At 59.3% G+C, this 20,498-nt stretch carries 12 protein-coding genes; 8 read left to right on the forward strand and 4 right to left on the reverse strand.

Features of this window, described 5'->3' with window-relative positions; translation table 11 throughout:
- The first annotated feature begins 47 nt into the window (after positions 1-47).
- From cobG to HP062_RS23890, 6 genes are all read left to right on the forward strand, one after another.
- Positions 48-1,355, forward strand: a complete 1,308-nt coding sequence (gene cobG, locus HP062_RS23865) for a precorrin-3B synthase (protein WP_172792112.1) — start codon at positions 48-50, stop codon at positions 1,353-1,355.
- On the forward strand, positions 1,348-1,974 hold the full coding sequence (locus HP062_RS23870) for a precorrin-8X methylmutase (RefSeq protein ID WP_172792113.1): 627 nt from the start codon (positions 1,348-1,350) through the stop codon (positions 1,972-1,974). Before cobG ends, HP062_RS23870 begins: the two co-directional genes overlap by 8 nt.
- On the forward strand, positions 1,974-2,705 hold the full coding sequence (locus HP062_RS23875; RefSeq protein ID WP_010463910.1) for a precorrin-2 C(20)-methyltransferase: 732 nt from the start codon (positions 1,974-1,976) through the stop codon (positions 2,703-2,705). The genes HP062_RS23870 and HP062_RS23875 overlap by 1 nt, the downstream gene beginning before the upstream one ends.
- Positions 2,705-4,408, forward strand: a complete 1,704-nt coding sequence (gene cobJ, locus HP062_RS23880) for a precorrin-3B C(17)-methyltransferase (protein ID WP_172792114.1) — start codon at positions 2,705-2,707, stop codon at positions 4,406-4,408. The genes HP062_RS23875 and cobJ overlap by 1 nt, the downstream gene beginning before the upstream one ends.
- 343 nt (positions 4,409-4,751) lie before the next feature.
- A complete protein-coding gene (locus HP062_RS23885; protein ID WP_172792115.1) occupies positions 4,752-9,584 on the forward strand; it encodes a TcdA/TcdB catalytic glycosyltransferase domain-containing protein in 4,833 nt (1,610 codons plus the stop codon).
- A complete protein-coding gene (locus tag HP062_RS23890) occupies positions 9,581-11,956 on the forward strand; it encodes a hypothetical protein (protein ID WP_172792116.1) in 2,376 nt (791 codons plus the stop codon). Before HP062_RS23885 ends, HP062_RS23890 begins: the two co-directional genes overlap by 4 nt.
- A 75-nt stretch (positions 11,957-12,031) precedes the next feature.
- Here HP062_RS23890 and HP062_RS23895 read toward each other — a convergent pair whose 3' ends face one another.
- Complete coding sequence (locus HP062_RS23895; RefSeq protein WP_010463905.1) at positions 12,032-12,628, reverse strand: MarC family protein; 597 nt, start codon at positions 12,626-12,628, stop codon at positions 12,032-12,034.
- Positions 12,629-12,886: 258 nt separating this feature from the next.
- Between HP062_RS23895 and HP062_RS23900 the strand changes: the two genes are divergently transcribed.
- Entirely contained in the window at positions 12,887-13,678 is a 792-nt protein-coding gene (locus tag HP062_RS23900; RefSeq protein ID WP_172792604.1) for a hypothetical protein, read from the forward strand.
- Between the two features lie 57 nt (positions 13,679-13,735).
- Positions 13,736-14,458, forward strand: coding sequence for a hypothetical protein (locus tag HP062_RS23905; RefSeq protein WP_172792117.1), 723 nt, complete (start codon positions 13,736-13,738; stop codon positions 14,456-14,458).
- Between the two features lie 21 nt (positions 14,459-14,479).
- On the opposite strand, the gene HP062_RS23910 is transcribed toward HP062_RS23905, so the two are convergent.
- The 3 genes from HP062_RS23910 to purH form a co-directional block, all read right to left on the reverse strand.
- Positions 14,480-17,266 (reverse strand): hybrid sensor histidine kinase/response regulator, encoded by a 2,787-nt coding sequence (locus HP062_RS23910; RefSeq protein WP_154913238.1) that lies wholly within the window; start codon positions 17,264-17,266, stop codon positions 14,480-14,482.
- A gap of 99 nt (positions 17,267-17,365) precedes the next feature.
- The gene (purD, locus tag HP062_RS23915; RefSeq protein WP_083375139.1) at positions 17,366-18,661 is read right to left on the reverse strand and encodes a phosphoribosylamine--glycine ligase; all 1,296 of its coding nucleotides are present in this window, start codon (positions 18,659-18,661) and stop codon (positions 17,366-17,368) included.
- A 185-nt stretch (positions 18,662-18,846) separates the two neighbouring features.
- On the reverse strand, positions 18,847-20,454 hold the full coding sequence (gene purH, locus HP062_RS23920; RefSeq protein ID WP_145310646.1) for a bifunctional phosphoribosylaminoimidazolecarboxamide formyltransferase/IMP cyclohydrolase: 1,608 nt from the start codon (positions 20,452-20,454) through the stop codon (positions 18,847-18,849).
- Between the last annotated feature and the right edge of the window lie 44 nt (positions 20,455-20,498).

Below are 20,498 nucleotides of genomic sequence, written 5' to 3' on the forward strand. Positions count from 1 at the left end.
ACCACGGCGCTGCCAGCCAGCCGGTCCATCCCTTGAACGAACGCCCGATGTCCACCGTTTTACGCCCCTCGGCCTGTCCGGGGTTGTTGCGTATCGTCCAGGCACTGGACGGCGGCATCTGCCGGATCAAGTTGAATGGCGGTTCGATCAGCGCGGCTCAGGCCGAAGCGGTGGCGAATGCAGCCGAGCATTTCGCCGGCGGAGTGATCGAGGCAACCAACCGCGCCAACCTGCAGATTCGCGGGATCGGCAGTGAGCACGCTGCCTTGATCGACAGCCTGATGGCGGCCGGACTCGGCCCGACCAGCGCGGCGGGCGATGACGTGCGCAATCTGATGCTCAGCCCCGGCGCCGGCATTGATCGGCAGATGCTGATCGATACGCGCCCGCTGGCCGAACAGATCCTCGCCACGCTGCAAAGCGATGAACGCTTTCACGACCTCAGCGCCAAGTTTGCGGTGCAACTGGATGGCGGCGAAGGGCTGGCAATGCTCGAACACTCGCATGATCTTTGGTTGTCCGCTGCTGAGCGCGACGGTGAGCGAGTGTTTGTGTTCGGCCTGGCGGGTTGCCTTGTCGACCTGCCCGCAGGCGCGGTGTCGCTGGAGCAGGGGCATGCGCTGGTAGTTGCAGTGCTGGAGCTGTTTCTGGAGCTGGCGCGCCCCGAGCAGACTCGCATGCGACACCTGCTCGCCGAATGTTCGCTCGACGTGTTTCTCGCGCGTCTCGCCGAGCGAGTGCCGTTGATGCCCATCGAGGCGTGGCGGCGCGAGGCAAATCCAGATGCGTTGCACATCGGCGCTCATCCACAGCGTGATGCCGGTCGTGTCTACATCGGCGCAGTGCCGCCGCTGGGCCGCCTCAACCCAGCGATGCTCCGAGGCGCTGCACAACTGGCCCGCGAACAGGGCGACGGCACGCTGCGTTTCACGCCCTGGCAAAGCCTCTTGGTGCCCGGCGTCCATGGCAGCAAGGCGCCTCACGTTATCCACAGCCTTGAACACCTCGGCCTGCGCTGCTCGGCCGACGATGCCCTGGCGCATCTCATCGCCTGCACCGGCTCGACCGGCTGCGGCAAAGGCCTGGCTGACACCAAGGGCGATGCCCGGCAACTGGCGGCGCTGTTGCAACGTCACGGCCAGACGCTGAACGTGCACCTGTCCGGCTGCCCGCGTTCCTGCGCGGCGGCGCACATCGCGCCGGTCACGTTGCTGGCGGTTTCTTCCGGTCATTACGACCTCTATTTTCGCGATACAGCGCAGCCGGGTTTCGGCGCGCTGCACGCACGCAATCTTACTATTGAAGCGGTCGCGGCCTTGCTCGACGCCCGCTCACGGAGCTCCTTAGATGCTTGATTACATCCGCGACGGTCAGGAGATCTATCGCAACTCCTTCGCGATCATTCGTGCCGAGGCCAACCTCGAGCGAATCCCGGCCGATCTGGAAAAACTCGCGGTGCGGGTGATCCACGCCTGCGGCATGGTCGACGCCATCGACGGCCTGCAATTTTCGCAGGGCGCGGGCATGGCCGGGCGTGAGGCGCTCGCCGCCGGCGCGCCGATCCTGTGCGACGCACGGATGGTCAGCGAAGGCGTGACCCGCACGCGGTTGCCGGCCAACAACGAAGTGATTTGCACCCTGCGAGATGAAAGCGTCCCAGCGTTGGCCCGAGAGTTGGGCAACACCCGTTCCGCCGCCGCCCTGGAGCTGTGGCGTCCGCATCTGGAAGGCAGCGTGGTGGTGATCGGCAACGCCCCGACCGCGCTGTTCTATTTGTTGGAAATGCTCGATGCCGGCGCCCCCAAGCCGGCGCTGATCCTCGGCTTTCCGGTCGGCTTCGTCGGCGCTGCCGAATCAAAGGCGGCGCTGGCGGCCGACAGTCGCGGCGTGCCGTTTGTCATCATGCAAGGCCGGCTGGGCGGCAGCGCCATGGCCGCCGCCGCCGTCAATGCCCTCGCCACGGAGATTGAATGATGCAGCAGCCTGGACGCTTGATCGGCCTGGGCGTCGGCCCCGGTGACCCGGAGCTGATTACCGTCAAAGCCCTGCGCTTGCTGCGCGAGTCACCCGTGGTGGCGTACTTCGTCGCCAAGGGTAAAAAGGGCAACGCCTTCGGCATCATCGAAGCGCATTTGCAGGACGCACAAACGCTGCTGCCGCTGGTGTATCCGGTGACCACTGAAGCGTTGCCGGCGCCGCTGTCTTATGAGCAAGTGATCAGCGATTTCTACGATGCGGCGGGCGAAGAACTCGCTGCGCATCTGGATGCCGGTCGCGACGTGGCGGTGATCTGCGAAGGTGATCCGTTCTTCTACGGCTCCTACATGTACTTGCACGATCGTCTGGCCGAACGATACGAAGCCGAAGTGGTGCCGGGTGTGTGCTCCATGCTCGGCGGCGCTTCGGTGCTGGGCGCGCCGTTGGTGTATCGCAATCAGAGCCTGTCGGTGCTCTCGGGCGTATTGCCGCACGAGGACCTCAAGCGTCGTCTGGCCGATGCCGATGCGGCGGTGATCATGAAGCTGGGACGCAACTTTCCCAAGGTCCGTCAGGTGCTCGAAGAGCTGGGGCTGGCGGAGCGGGCGCTGTACGTCGAGCGCGCGACCATGGCCAATCAGAAGATCGTGCCGCTGGATCAGGTCGAGCCGATGTCCTCGCCGTACTTCTCGTTGATCATCGTTCCCGGCGAACGGTGGCAAGGTTGATGGCCCGTCCAGTTCCGGCGATTGTCATTCTTGGCAATGGCAGCCTCGCGACCGCACGCAAGATCCAGCAGGTCTACCCCGGCGCCTTGATTCATGGCCTGGCCGGACGGGTTGAAGGCGCGGACCGTGTCTATCACGAGTTTGGCGCGACCGTGCGTGAGTTCTATCAGCAGGACACGCCGATCATTGCCTTGTGTGCGGCCGGGATCGTGATCCGCACCCTGGCGCCGTTACTGCTGGAGAAGGGCGCCGAGCCACCCGTGCTGGCCGTGGCCGAAGACGGCAGTGCCGTGGTGCCGCTGCTGGGTGGCCTCGGTGGCGTGAACGTCATGGCGCGGGAGATTGCTGCCGGTCTTGAGGTGGCAGCGGCGATCACCACCAGCGGTGAACTGCGCTTCGGCACCTGCCTGCTCAATCCACCCAGCGGCTACGCCCTCGGCGATCTGGAACTGGGCAAACGTTTTGTCTCGGATCTGCTCGCCGGCCAAAGTGTGCGCATCGAAGGCACCGCGCCGTGGCTGGCGCAAGCGCAGCTGCCGGAAGATCCGCAGGCGCCGTTGTCGATTCATGTCGGCAGTGCCGAGCGCACGCCGGCGGCCAATGAATTGCTGATCTACCCGCGCAGTGTGCTGGTGGCGGTGAACGCCGAGGTGGCGGATCTGCCGAACGCGATTCGCGGCGCGCTGCATCAGGCAAACATCGCCGTGCAATCGCTGGCGTGCCTGCTGGCCAGCGATCTGCACATGGCCAACCCTGCGTTACGCGACGCGGCGCTTGAGCTGGGTGTGCCGCTGCGGTTTGCCTCGGTCAGCGGCGGCGTCAGCGAGCTGGCCCGCGACACCGCGCCGAACGCTACCGTCGTGGCGGCGGATACGGGCATCGCGATCGCGGTGGCCAGTCAGCCACTGGAGGTTGCACAGATCGGGCGTGCGCGCGGTCGTCTGGCCGTGATCGGCCTGGGCCCTGGCGCCGCCGAACTGATGGTGCCGGCGGTGAAGGATGAACTGGCGCGCGCCAATGACGTGCTGGGTTATGAAACCTACGTGCGCATGGCCGGGCCATTTCGCGAGGATCAAGTGCTGCATTGCACCGACAACCGCGAAGAAATGCAGCGCGCTCGCCACGCCTTTGAACTGGCGGCCCAAGGGCGGTCGGTGGTGGTGGTTTCGTCGGGAGATCCGGGCGTATTCGCGATGGCGGCCGCCGTGCTCGAAGCGCTGCACGAGTCGAGTGAGCCAGGTTGGCACAACGTCGATCTGGAGATTCTTCCAGGCGTCTCCGCGTCCCTGGCAACGGCCGCCCAGGCCGGCGCGCCATTGGGGCACGACTTCTGCGTGATGTCCCTGTCGGACAACCTCAAGCCTTGGGCAATCATCGAGAAGCGGCTGGACCTCGCGTCTCAGGCCGACCTGGCGCTGGCGTTCTACAACCCGATCTCGCGGTCGCGTCCTTGGCAACTGGGTCGGGCACTGGAGATTGTCGCGCAGCACCGCACCGCTGAAACGCCAGTGGTGTTGGGGCGGGACATTGGTCGTCCAGGCCAGACATTGCGTGTCACCACGCTGGGTGATCTGACCCCCGATCAGGTCGACATGCGCACCATGGTGCTGGTCGGCTCTTCCACCACCTGCGTGTTCCCGCGTGCCGAGGGTGGCCAGTGGGTGTATACGCCTCGTTGGTACGGCGACAAGCCAGCCGGGTAAGTCTTGGCGGCCAGCGATGCTGGCCGCAGTTCCGCCCCCCTTCCAGTGCGTAAGATTTTTCACCGCGCATCGACCGAAAGATTCCTTGATGCCCGCCGTACTTTAACTGGGCTCACCCGGAAAGTGCGTGCGAGTGCCTCAGACAATTCAATATCCGCGTTTCATGTTCTGATACAACCGACGCAGGCCGTTTGATTCGCGGCTGTGCGCAGTGTGTTAGTAACCGTTTCCGACAAAGATAAAAGTTACACTTGTTTGTCCGGCTTAAGTGTAATTAATTAATTGCGCTGTTGTTGGATTGAGGTTGTTATTTTTATCGCATAGTATTTTTTGGGTGGGCAGCTTGGGCAGTTTTTTGCCTGCTGTTTCTGTGGTTAGCGTATTAGCAATGCCAGTGCTTTCGGCGCTGGTTTTAAATATCAGTTCAGGTTCGCAAACATCGACGGATGGCGTGTGCGCGACGCTGTGGGCTACGTGTATTCAAGTTTGTTATAAGGGCATGGATGTGATGAATCAATATCAGGGATCAAACACGGCGGGTAAGTCGTTTCTTCAGTATTTCAGACTCGATGATATTCAAGCACTCTCGAACGAGTTTCGCGCCGCGCCGGAATATGAAGCGCTGGTTGGCTATTACTCAGCGTGCGCAAAAGATCAGCCATGGGCTGACCAGATGGCGCCATTGTTATTGCTCAAAGAGACGCTCGACTCACTGATTGGCCAGCGCGCCGGACCGATTTCCGCCGCGTTGGCCGACCTCTCTGCGCGGCTTGAAAACTATACAAACCGGCTGGTCCAGACCGTGCGAATGTTGAATCCGGTTGCGTCCGAAGTGCCGAAAATAATGCACTTCGTTTGGGTCGGCGGGAGCGCGGTTGGCGCTATTCAGCGAGACTACATCAATATATGGAAGGCGGTCATGGTCAAGGAAGGCCATACGTTCAACCTCTGGTACGACAGTGATGCAGTACTGGCCTTCGAGATGAATCGAGTGATCCTGGAAAGTGCCAGGGCGCATGCCATGGAGTCAGGGGGAGCCACTATCGCCACGCCTGTGGAGCTGGCCCGGATGATCGAACATCGAGCCCGGGTGCTGAAAATGCAAATGTCGGCTCACCTCAGGCAGGAGCGCTGGGCCGGAAAGGCGGATGAAGCGCGTATTGATCTGATGGTTCGCGCCTATGGCAAGGACGAGGCCACCCTCATTGCGTTCAGACAAAAATGCCTGGACAGCCACTTGGCCATGGTTGATCAACATCTGCGGTTACGCGACGTGCGTGAAGTCTTCAAAGAACACCTTTTATGGGACGTCTATGAACGCGAAGTGGCAGGGCGAGGCAACTTTGCTGCGGCCAGCGATGTGGTTCGCCTGCAGGTCGAAGCACTGGAGGGCGGTCGTTACAGTGACGTGGATTACTTGCCGCAACTGAAAAACGTATTGGGCGGAGTCGATATTACGGCGTTCGATGAAAGTGCACGAATTGGCGTATTACAACTCCTGCTCAATAACAACGAATCGCTGATGCCTGGGCGCGACCCCAGTCGATACCCTGACCGCACAATGAGTATTCCTGAACAGCACAGGACAGCATTAAGCGAGTTTGCACTGCTGGGTCCGGGGCCCTCCGACATATTTTCTGCGCCGGGGAATAGTCAAACGCCCACGGACGGTATTCGCATGGCCGTCCAGATCAACAGTGAAATGAACTCTCATATCGTCGCGCATGCCGGCGCTGGCTCGACCCAGGCGATTATCGAGTTGATCAGGTTCAACTACGACTTCCTGTCAGAGTTTGAGTCTCGATTGAACGCGACGGCTGTGGACTGGAGCGACAGTGCAGCCGTACAAGATATTCTCGTGGCGATGGTGAATGAAAAGATTGCCGAGGTGCCTGGACTGTCGAAAACGCGCCGAGGGTATTTAGGCAAGCTGGTTAGCGCCATTGGCGCTTACTACAGTGACGGTATTCGTTATGAATCCCGTGGGACCATTGATTTGACCGGGCCTGGAGCGGCGATTACAGGGCTTGAGGAGTATGTGGAAAAGCATCTCCTGTTTGATGGGAAAAACGAAATACGAGACCGATTGAAATTGTCGGATGGTTACAACGTGGCCACCGAAGAAGAGAAGGTTTCTGGCTGGACGATCAACGCTACACCGCAAGAATGGCTGCAAAAAGAACAAGCAAACTGGGCCAACGGCAAATTACAAACACGTTATCAGGGGACTTTTTCAGAGCTGTTGAAAGGGCGCACCATCAGCTTCGAAAAAGGCTGGCCGATCATGGAAGGGCGCCCGGTTTTGTTGACCGCCATCCTGCAGCGCTGGATGGATGAGTTGGGGGAGCCCTTCATCCGTGCGATGAACGAAAAGCTCAGCGGTGAGTTGAATTTCGCTAAACCTTTTTCCCTGGACTTTGATGACCGGCAAAGGATTCTGAACCAGCCTGTAGCCGAGCTACCGGTTTCCCATGGTTTCTATCCGATTGGCAATCTGAATGAAATGATCGTTCGCATCGGTCATGGGACTCTGCCGCTCGATCAGTTGAGTCCGGTACATCGGGTGGTGCTCGGTGGCCTTTTCGGCGCATCGACGCTGGACGAAACCGGTTTCGCCGACGCCTGGCAGCAGCTCGGCGCGCTCGCGGAAAGTACGGCCGACCGGGGTATATCCGAGCGGTACATGTCTATCGAGCAGGTGTTGCTTTCGCTCAAAAGTCCCGAGTTCGAAACGGCGTTTGCCGCCGTCAAAACGCCAGTTGACTCCTCCACGGAGAGCGCTCAGGTACTCAAGATTCTTTCATTCGAGAATTCGTTGACGCTTCGTCAATGGGGCGAGAGCGTGGCTCGCATCAGGCACCAGACGGACTACGAGCTACGCCGATACATTCTCCAGCGCAGTGCCTCGGTGCGAAAAACGCTCCTGGAGGCGGGCGCGTCAATGGCCAAGTTAATGCCTCAGGGGTTGCTGGTCAGGGGCGATGGCGACCCCGGAAGACGCTGTTATCCACTGGCGCTGCTGATGGCGGCGGCGACTCATCAGGGCCGCGATGCGGTACAGGCACTGAGCGGCAGACTGGCCAATGCGCATTTCTCGCCCGGTGAAAGTGATACCCATGCATTTCTTCAGGCGCTCGACGAATTGCGCGCCATACCCCAGGCTGATTTTGGCGACAAGCTCGGCACGTTGAGTTTCGATGGCATCTTTGAGGTGTTGGCGGCTAAACCTGCACCTTGCACGTTGATGCTCAATACCGAAAACCATTCAATGATGGTGGCCAGGACCGGGACGGCCGAACACAGTAGCTGGTCTTTCTACGATCCCAATTTCGGTGTCTTTGGTTTCGATCGGATAGACCACCTCAAGCTTGGGATGAAGGCCCTGTTCAACACGTCCGACCTGGCCAGGCAGTATGCGATCGAGTCGACGGATCGCTCGCCCTTCAATGTGATCGAGCTGGACGGCGATCGCCTCGCCAGCAAGCACTTACCCTCGGAACTGCCAGTGTCGAAGCTGTTGGGCAATGAATCCTTGAGCTCAGGAAAAAGCATCGCACCCTGGTCCCATCACGCCCAATTACGCTCACGCGCGCTGTCTGAAAATGCGCGATTGGGACGGGGTCTTTCCGAACGGGATGCCAGCGTCTGGGCGAGCAAAATCGATCAGGTGACAAACCGGGTGAGATCGGCGAACGGACTCGGGAGCGAGTACGTCCCGGTGTTCGCAACCCTGCAGGCTCAACCGGATGACGGTTACGCACTGTCGTTCATGGACATCAAAACGCAACAGATCCGCGTGGTGAAAACCAACGAACCGTTTCTCGGGCGAATCAAGTCGTTCCTGGACACGAGTATCGAGTACCTGGCCGGCAGCAACGATGGACATAAACCTGTTGATCCAACGGATGTTTCCGAGGGTAGCCGGCTGAGTTTTGCGTTTGGTTTCCAGGCGTTGATCACCGAACTTCGAAACCGCGATCAACTGGCGCAGCCTGGAACAGAATCGAACCTGGCCGTCGCCGTTCGCCTTCATGGCTACCTGGGCCATGCACAGTTAGTCCACGGTATCGGCCTCGACACGCTGCAAATGGCGAACCTGGTTCGACAGCTGGTGAACGCCGAGCGAGCGATAGCGGTCAGGACCGCTTCGGCGGGCGGGCGACTCCTGGCGCGAATCGCTGGCCCGGGGTTGGGGCAGGTATTGGGCGTGGTCAATATCGGTTTTGATATTTACGAGTTCTACAACGCCGAAAACCACGAGCAGCAAGCGCGTTTCGGCACTCAACTGCTGTTCGATGTCAGTGCGCTTGTGCTCGACGGCGTTGCGCTGGTAGTCGGCGGGACGGCGGGTGCGGTCGCAGGTTTTCTGTCGGTACCATTGCTTGGCATCGGAATCGGCGTCACGGCGATTGCCGGCAATCTCGGGCAAATCATGGACAAGGCAGAGAAAGTTGCCGAATTGTTTACCCGGTTCAAAACGGCGTACAGCCCGCAGGCTTTCTCGGTCAAGCAAGGGGTCGTATCGATCATGCCCGAGTCGGTGGTGGACACGGTTGATCTTCGCGAAGGGGTCATCGTGTTCGGCAGCCAGGGGCTCTTTCGCTCGCTGGGTGGCTCGGGGCTCCCACGGCCCGATGGGAACAAACAGAACGCTATTGTCGTTCGAGAAAGCATGGGGCTGCCAAAACAGGTCGCGATTCCTGGCCCGCGTGTTCATGGTCGATTTAACGCTGTGCCGGCAGAATCGGCCTTGCTGCTTCCGGGTACTCCAAAGTGTTATTACGGTTACGAGTATCAACTGGGTTCCGATCCGCAGGTCTTTGAGTGGAGCAACCTGCTCCTGAACGTTGTCGGCGGCTCGAGCGTCCTGCCTCGTAAGATGTATCCGCAATATGACGTGTTGCGTGAACTTGAAGCCAGGGAGGAAGGTTTTTTCTTCACCCACGCCAGACCTTTCCCGCACATCCTGTACAAACTCAACCCTGTCTATGAGCCCACGACCATTACCGTGCGCGTTGGAAATGAAACCCGGGCGCTGTACGTTCCTGAATTACCGCGAGAGATGCGGGGCAAGGTTTCTTACCGCATCGACACGCTAAGGGGGCTTACTCCCTCGCACTTAAACCAGGACTCGTGTCGGTCCATCTCAGCGCACTTCCCGGTGACGGAAGCGTGAGCTGGGTGTTGAGCGCCGACTGGATCACGCCACAACACATCAGTGTCGGCGCGGCGGGGTTGAACATCGACGGTATCGAGCTGAGCATCGAGGCCGACATCGACGTATATGTTCGAACAAAGAACCTCGAAACCTACCGTGTTGACCGCGAACATCGGCAACTGTACCTGGCGTCACTTCAAGCGGCTGACGGACATTACTCGCAGGCGGAGCTTGACCGTTTGAAGGTGCTTCACCGGCAGCAGCGCATGGGCAATGCCTTAATTCCTGCGGGCAAGTTTCTGCTGCCTTTTGGCAATCCAGAAAAGCCGCAATACACCGCCGGTTGGTACGACGTGGCAAAGGAACGGTTCGTTTATGGCCGTCAATTCCTGGGTCCGGTCAGCGAGAAACTTCAACTGGCGGCAGTGCAAGACGATAACGCTTACTTCTATCACCCGGATCAACCCCTGATATGGCGCGTCAATGCCGTCACAGGTTTGACTACTTGGCGCTACAGCGTTTTCAATCGTGGAAGTGAAGAGGCGCAGATCATTGGCTGCCTTGATCGGGGCGCTGGCGTTGTTCAAGTCACTCAGCGGGTACGCCTGAGCAAGACCCAGCGTTACGTGGTGATTTATCTGATTCACGGCGAGGAAATCTCGTTGGTTTCGGTATCGAGCGAACCACCGGACTATTTCGATACCTTGAAGGACGTCATTGCCCTGTTACAGCAGGTTGATATTGCGGTTGTTACTGAAGGCGCCGACGCCGAACGGCAAACGTCCTGGAGGCCTGCGTCCTTTGTGACGGTAACGTCCGGCGACCTCGACAAGCCGTCGCTGCCGAGATGGATCAACGGGCAGAGCCACCAGCTCCTGACCCCGCACTTGCCCGTCAGCGAAACCGCCTCGACGCTGCCCCAGATAAGCTTGCTGCCACCGAATGATCCTGATGCTGCAGCGTTCCTGTTTCACGACGCACACAGTCAAAACCTCTATCACCAACCCTTTACCGGCGATGAGGCACAACGGGTGCCATTGCCAGGCAGCGTCAAGCTCAGGATCAGCGACGGCGGGTACCTGGTCGTCAATGAGTCCGGGCTGATGTTTGACGTTCGTCAGGACGCGAGCTTTTTCCTTAGCGGCGTGACGGGGGATTGGCTGGATGCCCATCCATTGTGGATGAGCGATCTGGAGGCCCTTGGCAAGGAGCATGCGGTTTCGCTGATTTCGCTTTCCGGATTATCGGACGTCACCGGCCAGGTGCCTGTCTACGCGCGCTACCTGAACAACAAGCTGTTGGTAACCGACCTGATGGCTGAAAAAGGTTGCCGTCTGTTGTCCGTCACTCGTGATGGCAAGCACGCCTGGTTACTTGGCCTGAGCAGCGGCCACCTTTATCGTCAGGCGTTTATCGAGCCTGAGCAGCTGAGCCGCGCGTTCGGCAGTGGCAGGCGGCTGATCAATGCCGACGCGCTGCCACTACCAGAAAAGGTCTGGGGAACCTGGGCATTTTCTGACGTGCTGCCTTACGGCACCGGTTTGCGGGGCCGCACTCGGGACGGGGTCAATTTCGAACTGATTGAAGGTGAGCCGGCCCGAATCATCAGTGTCGAGAACGCCTGGTCTTATCGTTACAGGGAGTCGCCTGAAGCGCTGACAAAACGCCTGAACGATTTAGTGTCCGGTCAGGCTCATGCGCCTTTTTTGCCGATTGGCCACTCGACCAACCGCTACGCGTATTACGTACCCGAACTCAATCGTGTCTTTGAGGTTAACGGCAGAGCGGATGGACAGTGGGCAAACTTCCTCGGGACGAAACAAGGGAGTGTTCCGCTGTTGTTTGATCCGGTGGACGGCGTGATCTTCAACCGCAATACAAAAGAGGTTGTGTGGGTGGCGGCGAACAAGGCCAGTCGAGAGGGGGATGTCATGACGCTGGAGATCGCGGGAGAGGTAAAAGACCTGCTGGCTCTGGTGCCCGACGGTGTCAGTTCATTGATTCTGGGAGGCGCTGAAACGGGGTCGATTTACCACGTGTCGGAGACCGCCTGGCAGCACCTCGATTGCATCGTGGTCGATTGCACTGACTGGCCGGACATTGACGCCATACCCTCGCGGCTGATTCTGGCGACCGGAGCGCAGGATGACTGGCGTGTCGATCGGGCAGACAACCATCTGCTGCTCACCGACCCCGACAACGGCAGCAGCCTGGTTTTCCGTTCGGCACAATCTGAGGAGTGGGCATTGGCCCAGTCGCTGAACCTGAGTGTGCAAGTTCTTGGCAATACGCTTGAGGTCAGCGTCCATGAACTGTGGCAAACGATGTTCGATCTTGGGGAAAGCAGCCTTGAGTTAAAAGTGCTCGTCGAGAAGTTGAGTTCGGTCTAAAAAACCGAGGGTGGAGATCCGGGTTCCGAACGTTTCGCAACGTTGTCAATTCACAACGTTGCGCTCCCTGGCTGATCAGGGCACCAGGTAACCTTTTACGCCCGTGAAGATAATCTGTGCCGCCAGCGCGCACACAAACAATCCCATCAGCCGGCTGACAATCTGCAAGCCCTGGTCACCGAGAATCCGTTCGATGCGGCTGGACAAATAAAGGACCACGCCAACCGTAAAGCTGGCCAGGGCAATGCTGAGAATGGCCGTGAGTTTGTCGTCCCAATGTGGCTGGCTCACGCCCATAACCAACAAGGCACCGATGGTGCCGGGGCCGACCGTCAATGGAATCGTCAGCGGGACGATCGTCACGTCCTGCTGCACATTGTCGGTCTGCACCGCCGACTTGCCTTGGGCCATGCCCAGTGCCGAGATAAACAGCACGCTGCCGGCGCCGATGCGGAACGCGTCCACAGTGATGCCGAAGACACTGAAAATCACCCGTCCGAACAAGTACAGCAGGACGCTGGACACCAGCGTGGCGGTGGCCACTTTCCAGGCCAGTCGACGTTGTTCCTTGCGTGAATAACCGCGGGTCAGGCTGATGAAGCAGGACAACACGAAGAACGGGCTGTAGAGCACCAGCATCTTCAGGTAAACGCTGAATAACACGTGGAGCATGGTTTCGGCTCGCATCAGGAGTGAGGATGACGAGGAGTCTATCAGTCAGTTAATTGCTTGTGGGTGTGAGTTGTGACAGGCGCGTCAGTTAATTTTGCGATTGGGTGTTTTTATTAGTTGCTTGGGTGTTGTTGTAACTTATGTTTATTGAATGGATATGGTGTTACAGGTTTTAGTTTGTCGTTGTTCGTTTGTTTGGTTATTGTTTTATCGCAAGTTCATGAGGAACTTGTCTGGTATTTTTATAAGGAATTCATTGTGTATAATCAAGCTATTCGTGAAAGTTATGTTACTGCCTGTATTGAAGCGATTGAAGCGTGTGATATCGACGAGCAGATCATTATCCGCCCTCGTGGTCTTATGGTTGTGGGCGACGAGATCGAAGCACCGTCGAAAGGCTCCGTTGTGGGTGAAGGCACGTTGGGTTTTTCTGGCAAGCTCAGTGCTGAAAACAAGTCGGACGCTCAAAACGCCTTTCTCTTTGCATCCCGTGCAGCGAACAAACTATACCCTGAAGAACATCAGGGCAAAGAGTGGTACTTGCGGTTCCGGGAAGTCATGACCCTCGCAGGCTGGACGCCTGTCAGCAAGTACTACAGCGATCTGCACGTCAGCGGCACCAGCGTCCGCATGGACAAACTGGTGCTGGAGATTCTCGGTGCGGTGGTTGCCGGCGTTGCATTGCCTGGTCCGACGACTGCGTTGATGCTCAAGGTGGCGGGTGATGCGATCGCGGCCCTGCAAAAGCGTGACACGGCTGCCCTGACTGTTTATGAGCGAAATCTGCTGGAAAATGGCGTCGGGGGAATCTCGGCAGGTGCGTGTGTCGAAGTCGAGGGTGAGGCAATCATGGCCGTGGGTGCAGTGCGTTTTCTTCGCAAGAACAGTTCCACCCAAGTAATGTTTACGGATGTGGATATCCGAAATGTGAACCTGTATCGCGGCGAAACGGTATTTGCCAAAAATACATTGGTCGCTGATGCAGTCCGTGAGTCCATCAAGAGCAAACTTGTTCCACATAAAGACCAGATCGTAGACATTGATATCTAATTGATCTAAATCGGCAGCCGGTTGTCGGCTGCCTTTTTTATTGTCGAGGGAGTTGATATGAGTTGCGAATATTCTGTGTTGATCGTTGGCGCTTGTGTCGTGATTATTCCGGCTGCGGATGGGGCGGCGCAATATAAGGATCTGGTCGATTCCGTGTTGCTGGCGCAATTGATTGCCAATAAGAAGATTGAAAAAGCCCCGGATGTCGACTGGTACAACGCTTATGTGGAATTTCTGGATGACTACTGGCTGCGACGTACAAGAGCGCGACAGGAATGGCTGATTACCCAGGACAGTGTCGAGTCTGTCAGCGACTGGGTCATTGCAGCGATTTCACTAGGTGCTGTGGATAAAGGAGGCGCTACGGCGGCAACAGTGCAGCGGCTGGCAAGGTTGTCCGGCAACGAGCCCGCAATGGGTTTGCTGCGCGATCACATGCAGAAAATATCCACGGACGAGTCGGGTGATGTTCTTGCGCCCGCAAAGGCTGTGCGTTTGCTGGTGGTTATAGCGCAGACGCCGACATCGCTCACAAGTGTGTACATCGAGCTTAAGACCCGCCAGATCATCAGTGCCAATCCGCTGGCCCAGCGACATCTGGCCGAGGATGTACAGGGCAGCGTTTGCATGCGCTGCGCCAGTGCTGACTTGTCCGGAATCCTCTACGGCCCCGTGCGCGACGCCATTGCCTTGAAGATCAGCGACAGGTATCAGGACAACGTCGCGATGTTGACGTTGACCGATGATGCTTCGACCATGGAGATCTGCGCAGCAGATTGAGTCATGCCGGCGTTGATTGCCCTACACGCCTGCCTGGAGCGTGGAGGTCGTGCGATTCTGCTGATCACGCTGGGCAACCCAATGCTCGATCAGATCGCGCAGTTGCGACAGCTCGACCGGTTTGGCCATGTGCCCGTCCATGCCGGCCTGGCGTGCGCGCTCTTTGTGCTCGGCGAGGATGTGCGCGGTCAACGCCACAACCGGGGTGCGAATCCGCTGGTTGCCGACTTCCCAGGCACGTAACTGCTGGGTGGCAGAGAAGCCATCGAGGATCGGCATTTCACAGTCCATCAGGACGAGGTCATAGCGCTGGGCTTTCATTGCCTGCAAGGCTTCTTCGCCATTGCTGGCGGTGTCAGGTTGCAGGTTGAGCTTGCCGAGCATGCCGCGAATCACCTTGGTCGAGATGTTGTTGTCTTCAGCCACCAGAATGCGGAAATCACTCGGAACCTTGACCGGAAGCGTCGGACCGGAGGGCTGGTACGGCGAGACGGTCGGGCCCTTGTTGCGCTGGTTCAGTTCGTCCGCCAGCGTGGTCTTGAGGGTGTAGCCAGCCACCGGTTTGGCGAGGATGCGTTTGATCCCGGAGTTGCGTGCGATGATCTTGCTCGGCGCGTTGCTGATGCCAGTGAGCATGATCAGCAGAATGTCGTGGTTCAGGCTCGGGTCTTCCTTGATCTTGGCCGCCAGTTGCATGCCGGTCATGCCGGGCATGTTCTGGTCGAGCAGGACCACGTCGAAATAATCGCGCAGGTGAGCTTTGGTGCGCAGCAATGCCAGTGCCTCTTTACCGGACGGCACGGCACTGACGTTCAGGCCCCAGGCGCTGCATTGCTGCACCAGCACTTTGCGGCACGTGTCGTTATCGTCCACCACCAGCACACGCGCACCTTGCAGCGGCCCGTCGAGGTCGGAGGTCGGGTGCTCGAGACGATCAGGGTCCAGCGGCAGGGTCAGCCACAACGTGCTGCCTTGGTTGGCGCCAATCTTGATGCCGAATTCGCCCTGCATAAGGCGGATCAACTGACGGGCAATCACTAGCCCCAGGTTGCCGCCCAGGCTGGTTGCCGAGAGAAAATGTTTGCTGTGCAGCTCGGCGTGCATCAGTGCGTCGCGTTCTTCGGCCTCCATCGGCACGCCGCTGTCTTGCACGGCGATGCGCAGGCGCGGTTGGGCGCTGCGTTCGTCAAGCGCGACGACGATCAGGATCTCGCCCTCGTCGGTTTTCTTCAGGGCGTTTTCCAGCAGGCTCAGCAAGGTCTGGCGCAGACGCGTCGGGTCGCCGCTGATGACGCGTGGCACTTGCGGCTGGATGAAACTGATCAGCTCGACGTTCTGCTGTTCGGCCTTGGCGCGGAAGATGCTCAGGCAGTCTTCGATCAAGGCATTGAGATCGAATTGAACGTCGTCCAGTTCTATCTGCCCGGACTCGAGCTTGGAGATGTCGAGTATCTCGTTGATCAGGGTCAGCAATTCGTTGCCGGCGCTGTGGATCGTCTGCACATAGTCACGCTGCTTGACCGACAACGGTGTGCCCAGCAGCAGTTCAGTCATGCCCAGTACGCCGTTCATCGGGGTACGGATTTCGTGGCTGATCTTCGCCAGGAACTCGGCCTTGGCGTTGATCTCGGCATTGCTGGCCGCCAGGTCGCGACTGACGCTGAAACGATCTTCGGTGATGCTGCGCTGACGTTCGCTCAGCGCAATGCTCATCAGCACGCCGCTGATGCAGATAAACCCCAGCAGCGTCATGATCAAGCCCTGCGGCGCGACCAGCGTCAGCCCCAGCAGGGCAGGCAACATGATCAGCGTGCCAATGTTGAACACGACCATCGCCGCGACGAACAGGCGCGCCGGGCGATAACCTTTTTGCCAGTGATAGGCACTGACGAACAACATGCTAAGACCTGCCAGGGCGACCAGGGCGTAGGTCATGATGTTCAGCGGCAGCGTATTGACGAACAGCAGCAGCAAGCCGCACATCACGATGAACAGAATGTCACCCAGCAGCAGCTTGTTCAGCGGGTGCGGGCCGAGTGGCGCAAAGAAACGATAGGCGAACATCAGGCCGCACGGCGCCGTCAGCAGCAGGGCGAGGTAGGCGCCGGGTGTCTGCACCGCGTGCCAGTTTGGCAGCCAGGGCCCCGCCAGATTCAGCAACAGCAGCAGGCTGAGCATCAACAGTGCTTCGCATGCGGCCAGCCAGAGACTGCTGCGCGAGCGCGTATAGGCGTAGCGGACGAGGCTGTGCAGGATCAGCATCCCGAGGCAACCGAACAGAAGGCCGTAAATCAGCATCTGGTTCTGATTGGCCGCGGTCATGATCGCCGATTGCAGGGTGATGTACGGCCGTAACTGGTGTTCGGACACCAGCCGCAGGTAGACGTCGAGGGGTTTGTCGCTTTGTGGCAGCGGCAACATGAATTCGCTGCTGGGCAGGGGACGGTCAGCCTGGGGCTGCCCGGTGCCGGTGTTCAATTGATCGATCAGCGTGTCGCCGTCGAGCACGTACAGATTGAGGCGCGACAGGTCGGGGGCGAACACTCGCAGCAATTGCTCGTGTTTGCCGGGTGCGAGCCGGAAGCGCAGCCACAATGCACCTTCGGGCTCGGCCGCGGTGAGGCGGTCAAGTTCGATGGGGCTGAATTGATTGGTGTAGCGCGCGGAACGGATGTCGCTCAGCTGCAGGTCGCCCTGTTCGTCAAGCAATACCGCCCAGCCACTGCCTTGCGCGGCCTGGGCCGGGAGCATGCAGAGCAAGGTCAGCAGCGTGACAGTGAAACCTATGGCAATCCTGAGCCAGCGCACGGCGAAATCCCTTCGTAGGTTGATGCCAGATTATAACTATGCGCGGCGCCGGAACAGTCCGGCAAGGGCCTGAAGCACAAGCCCTGCCGAACGGATCGCTTATTCCTGATTTTCGCCACGTTCGCGGGCAATGGCACGGTAACCAATGTCCTTGCGATAGAAACAGCCTTCCCAATCAATCTTTGCCGCCAGTTTGTAAGCCTGTTGCTGGGCAGCATCAACGCTGGCGCCCATGGCGGTAGCGCAAAGCACACGACCACCGGCGGTCACCACTTGACCGTCCTTGAGCGCAGTGCCGGCGTGGAAGACTTTGCCTTCCAGTGCGGCGGCTGCATCCAGGCCGTTGATGGCGACGCCTTTAGCGTAGTCGCCAGGATAGCCGCCAGCCGCCAGCACGATGCCGACGCTCGGACGTGGATCCCATTGCGCTTCGACCTTGTCCAGGGCTTGCGCCAGGGCCGCTTCGACCAGCAACACCAGGCTCGACTGCAAACGCAGCATCACCGGTTGGGTCTCAGGATCACCGAAACGGCAGTTGAACTCGATAACTTTTGGGTTACCAGCCTTGTCGATCATCAGGCCGGCATACAGGAAACCGGTGTAGACGTTGCCTTCATCGGCCATGCCGCGCACGGTCGGCCAGATCACCAGGTCCATGACGCGCTTGTGGACTTCAGCGGTCACGACCGGGGCAGGGGAGTAGGCACCCATGCCGCCGGTGTTCGGGCCGGTGTCGCCGTCGCCGACGCGTTTGTGGTCCTGGCTGGTGGCCATCGGCAGTACGTTCTTGCCGTCGACCATGACGATGAAGCTGGCTTCTTCGCCGTCCAGGAACTCTTCGATCACAACGCGCGAGCCGGCGTCGCCGAATGCGTTGCCCGCGAGCATGTCGCGCACAGCGTCTTCCGCTTCGGCCAGGGTCATGGCAACGATCACGCCTTTACCGGCGGCCAGGCCATCGGCCTTGATCACAATCGGCGCACCTTTTTCACGCAGATAGGCCAGGGCCGGCTCGATCTCGGTGAAGTTCTGGTAATCGGCGGTCGGGATCTTGTGGCGAGCCAGGAAGTCCTTGGTAAAGGCTTTCGAACCTTCCAACTGGGCCGCACCGGCCGTCGGGCCGAAGCAATCCAGGCCACGGGAGCGGAACAGGTCGACGACGCCAGCGACCAGCGGCACTTCCGGGCCAACGATGGTGAGGGAAACGTTTTTCTCCGCGAAATCTGCAAGCTGCTCGAGGGCCAGCACGTCGATAGCGACGTTCTCGCACTTGGCTTCAATGGCGGTGCCGGCGTTGCCCGGGGCAACGAATACTTTCTGCACACGCGGATCCTGAGCCACTTTCCAGGCCAGGGCGTGTTCACGGCCACCGCTGCCAATGATCAAAACATTCATTTCAAAAACCTCGGATGACGCTAATTCTGTGGGGGCAGCCTGAGCTGCCTGGCTAACGGTACGCGGCATCCGCCACCACCGAACCTGTAGGAGCGAGGCTTGCCCGCGAAGGGCTCGCCTCGGTCTTGTTGATACACCGTGGCGAGCCCTTCGCGGGCAAGCCTCGCTCCTACAAGAGCGAAAAATCAGTGACGGAAGTGGCGCATGCCGGTGAAGACCATGGCGATGCCGGCTTCATCAGCAGCGGCAATCACTTCCGCATCACGCATCGAGCCACCCGGCTGGATCACCGCGGTGATACCGACCTTGGCCGCGTTGTCCAGGCCGTCGCGGAACGGGAAGAACGCATCGGAGGCCATCACCGAGCCTGCCACTTGCAAACCGGCATGTTCAGCCTTGATCGCGGCGATACGGGCGGAGTTCACGCGGCTCATCTGGCCAGCGCCGACGCCGATGGTCTGACGGTTCTTGGCGTAGACAATGGCGTTGGATTTAACGTATTTGGCGACTTTCCAGGCGAAGATCAGGTCGTTGATTTCCTGCTCGGTCGGGGCACGCTTGGTCACGACTTTCAGGTCGTCGGCGCTGATCATGCCGATGTCGCGGCTCTGTACCAGCAAACCGCCGTTGACGCGTTTGTAGTCCCAGGCAGCGGCGCGATCAGCCGACCACTCGCCGCAGGCCAGCAGGCGCACATTGGCTTTGGCCGCCACGATGGCGCGGGCTTCTTCGCTGACGCTAGGGGCGATGATCACTTCGACGAACTGACGCTCGACGATGGCCTTGGCGGTTTCAGCATCCAGCTCGCGGTTGAAGGCGATGATGCCGCCGAACGCCGACTCGGTGTCGGTGGCGTAAGCCAGTTCGTAAGCCTGACGGATACCGCCTTCTGCGTCCGGGCTGACCGCAACGCCGCACGGATTGGCGTGCTTGACGATCACGCAAGCCGGCTTGACGAAGCTCTTCACGCATTCCAGCGCGGCGTCGGTGTCGGCCACGTTGTTGTACGACAGCTCTTTGCCCTGCAGTTGGGTCGCGGTGGCGATACCGACTTCGGCAGGCTTGGCTTCCACGTAGAACGCCGCGCTCTGGTGCGGGTTCTCGCCGTAGCGCATTTCCTGAGCCTTGACGAACTGGCTGTTGAACGTGCGCGGGAACTCGCTGCGACCGGAGGTCGAGAGGGTGTCAGCGGCCTGGTTCACGGTGCCCATGTAGTTGGCGATCATGCCGTCGTAGGCCGCGGTGTGTTCGAAGGCCTTGAGCATCAGGTCGAAACGCTGAGCATAGGTCAGGCCGCCAGCCTTGAGGCCTTCAAGGACGCTGGCGTAGTCGCTGGCATTGACCACGATGGCCACGTCTTTATGGTTTTTTGCCGCCGAGCGGACCATGGTCGGGCCGCCGATGTCGATGTTTTCGATGGCGGTCGGCAGGTCGCAGCCTGGCTTGTTGATGGTGGCCTCGAACGGGTACAGGTTGACCGCGACCAGGTCGATCGGCTTGATGCCGTGCTCGTTCATGATGGCGTCGTCGATACCGCGACGACCGAGGATCCCGCCGTGGATTTTCGGGTGCAGGGTTTTCACCCGACCGTCCATCATTTCTGCGAAACCGGTGTAGTCCGCGACTTCCACTGCGGCAACACCGTTGTCGCGCAGCAGCTTGAACGTTCCGCCGGTGGAGAGAATCTCGACGCCCAGGGCTTCAAGCTCTTTGGCGAATTCGAGGATCCCGGTCTTGTCGGAAACGCTGATCAAGGCGCGGCGGATCGGCAGGCGGGTAGTCTGGTCGGTCATTTCAATTTCCATCAAAAGCAAAGGAGTCAGCAAAAAGGCGACCG

The sequence above is a fragment of the Pseudomonas sp. B14-6 genome (genome assembly GCF_013260315.1).
Lineage (GTDB): Bacteria > Pseudomonadota > Gammaproteobacteria > Pseudomonadales > Pseudomonadaceae > Aquipseudomonas > Aquipseudomonas mandelii.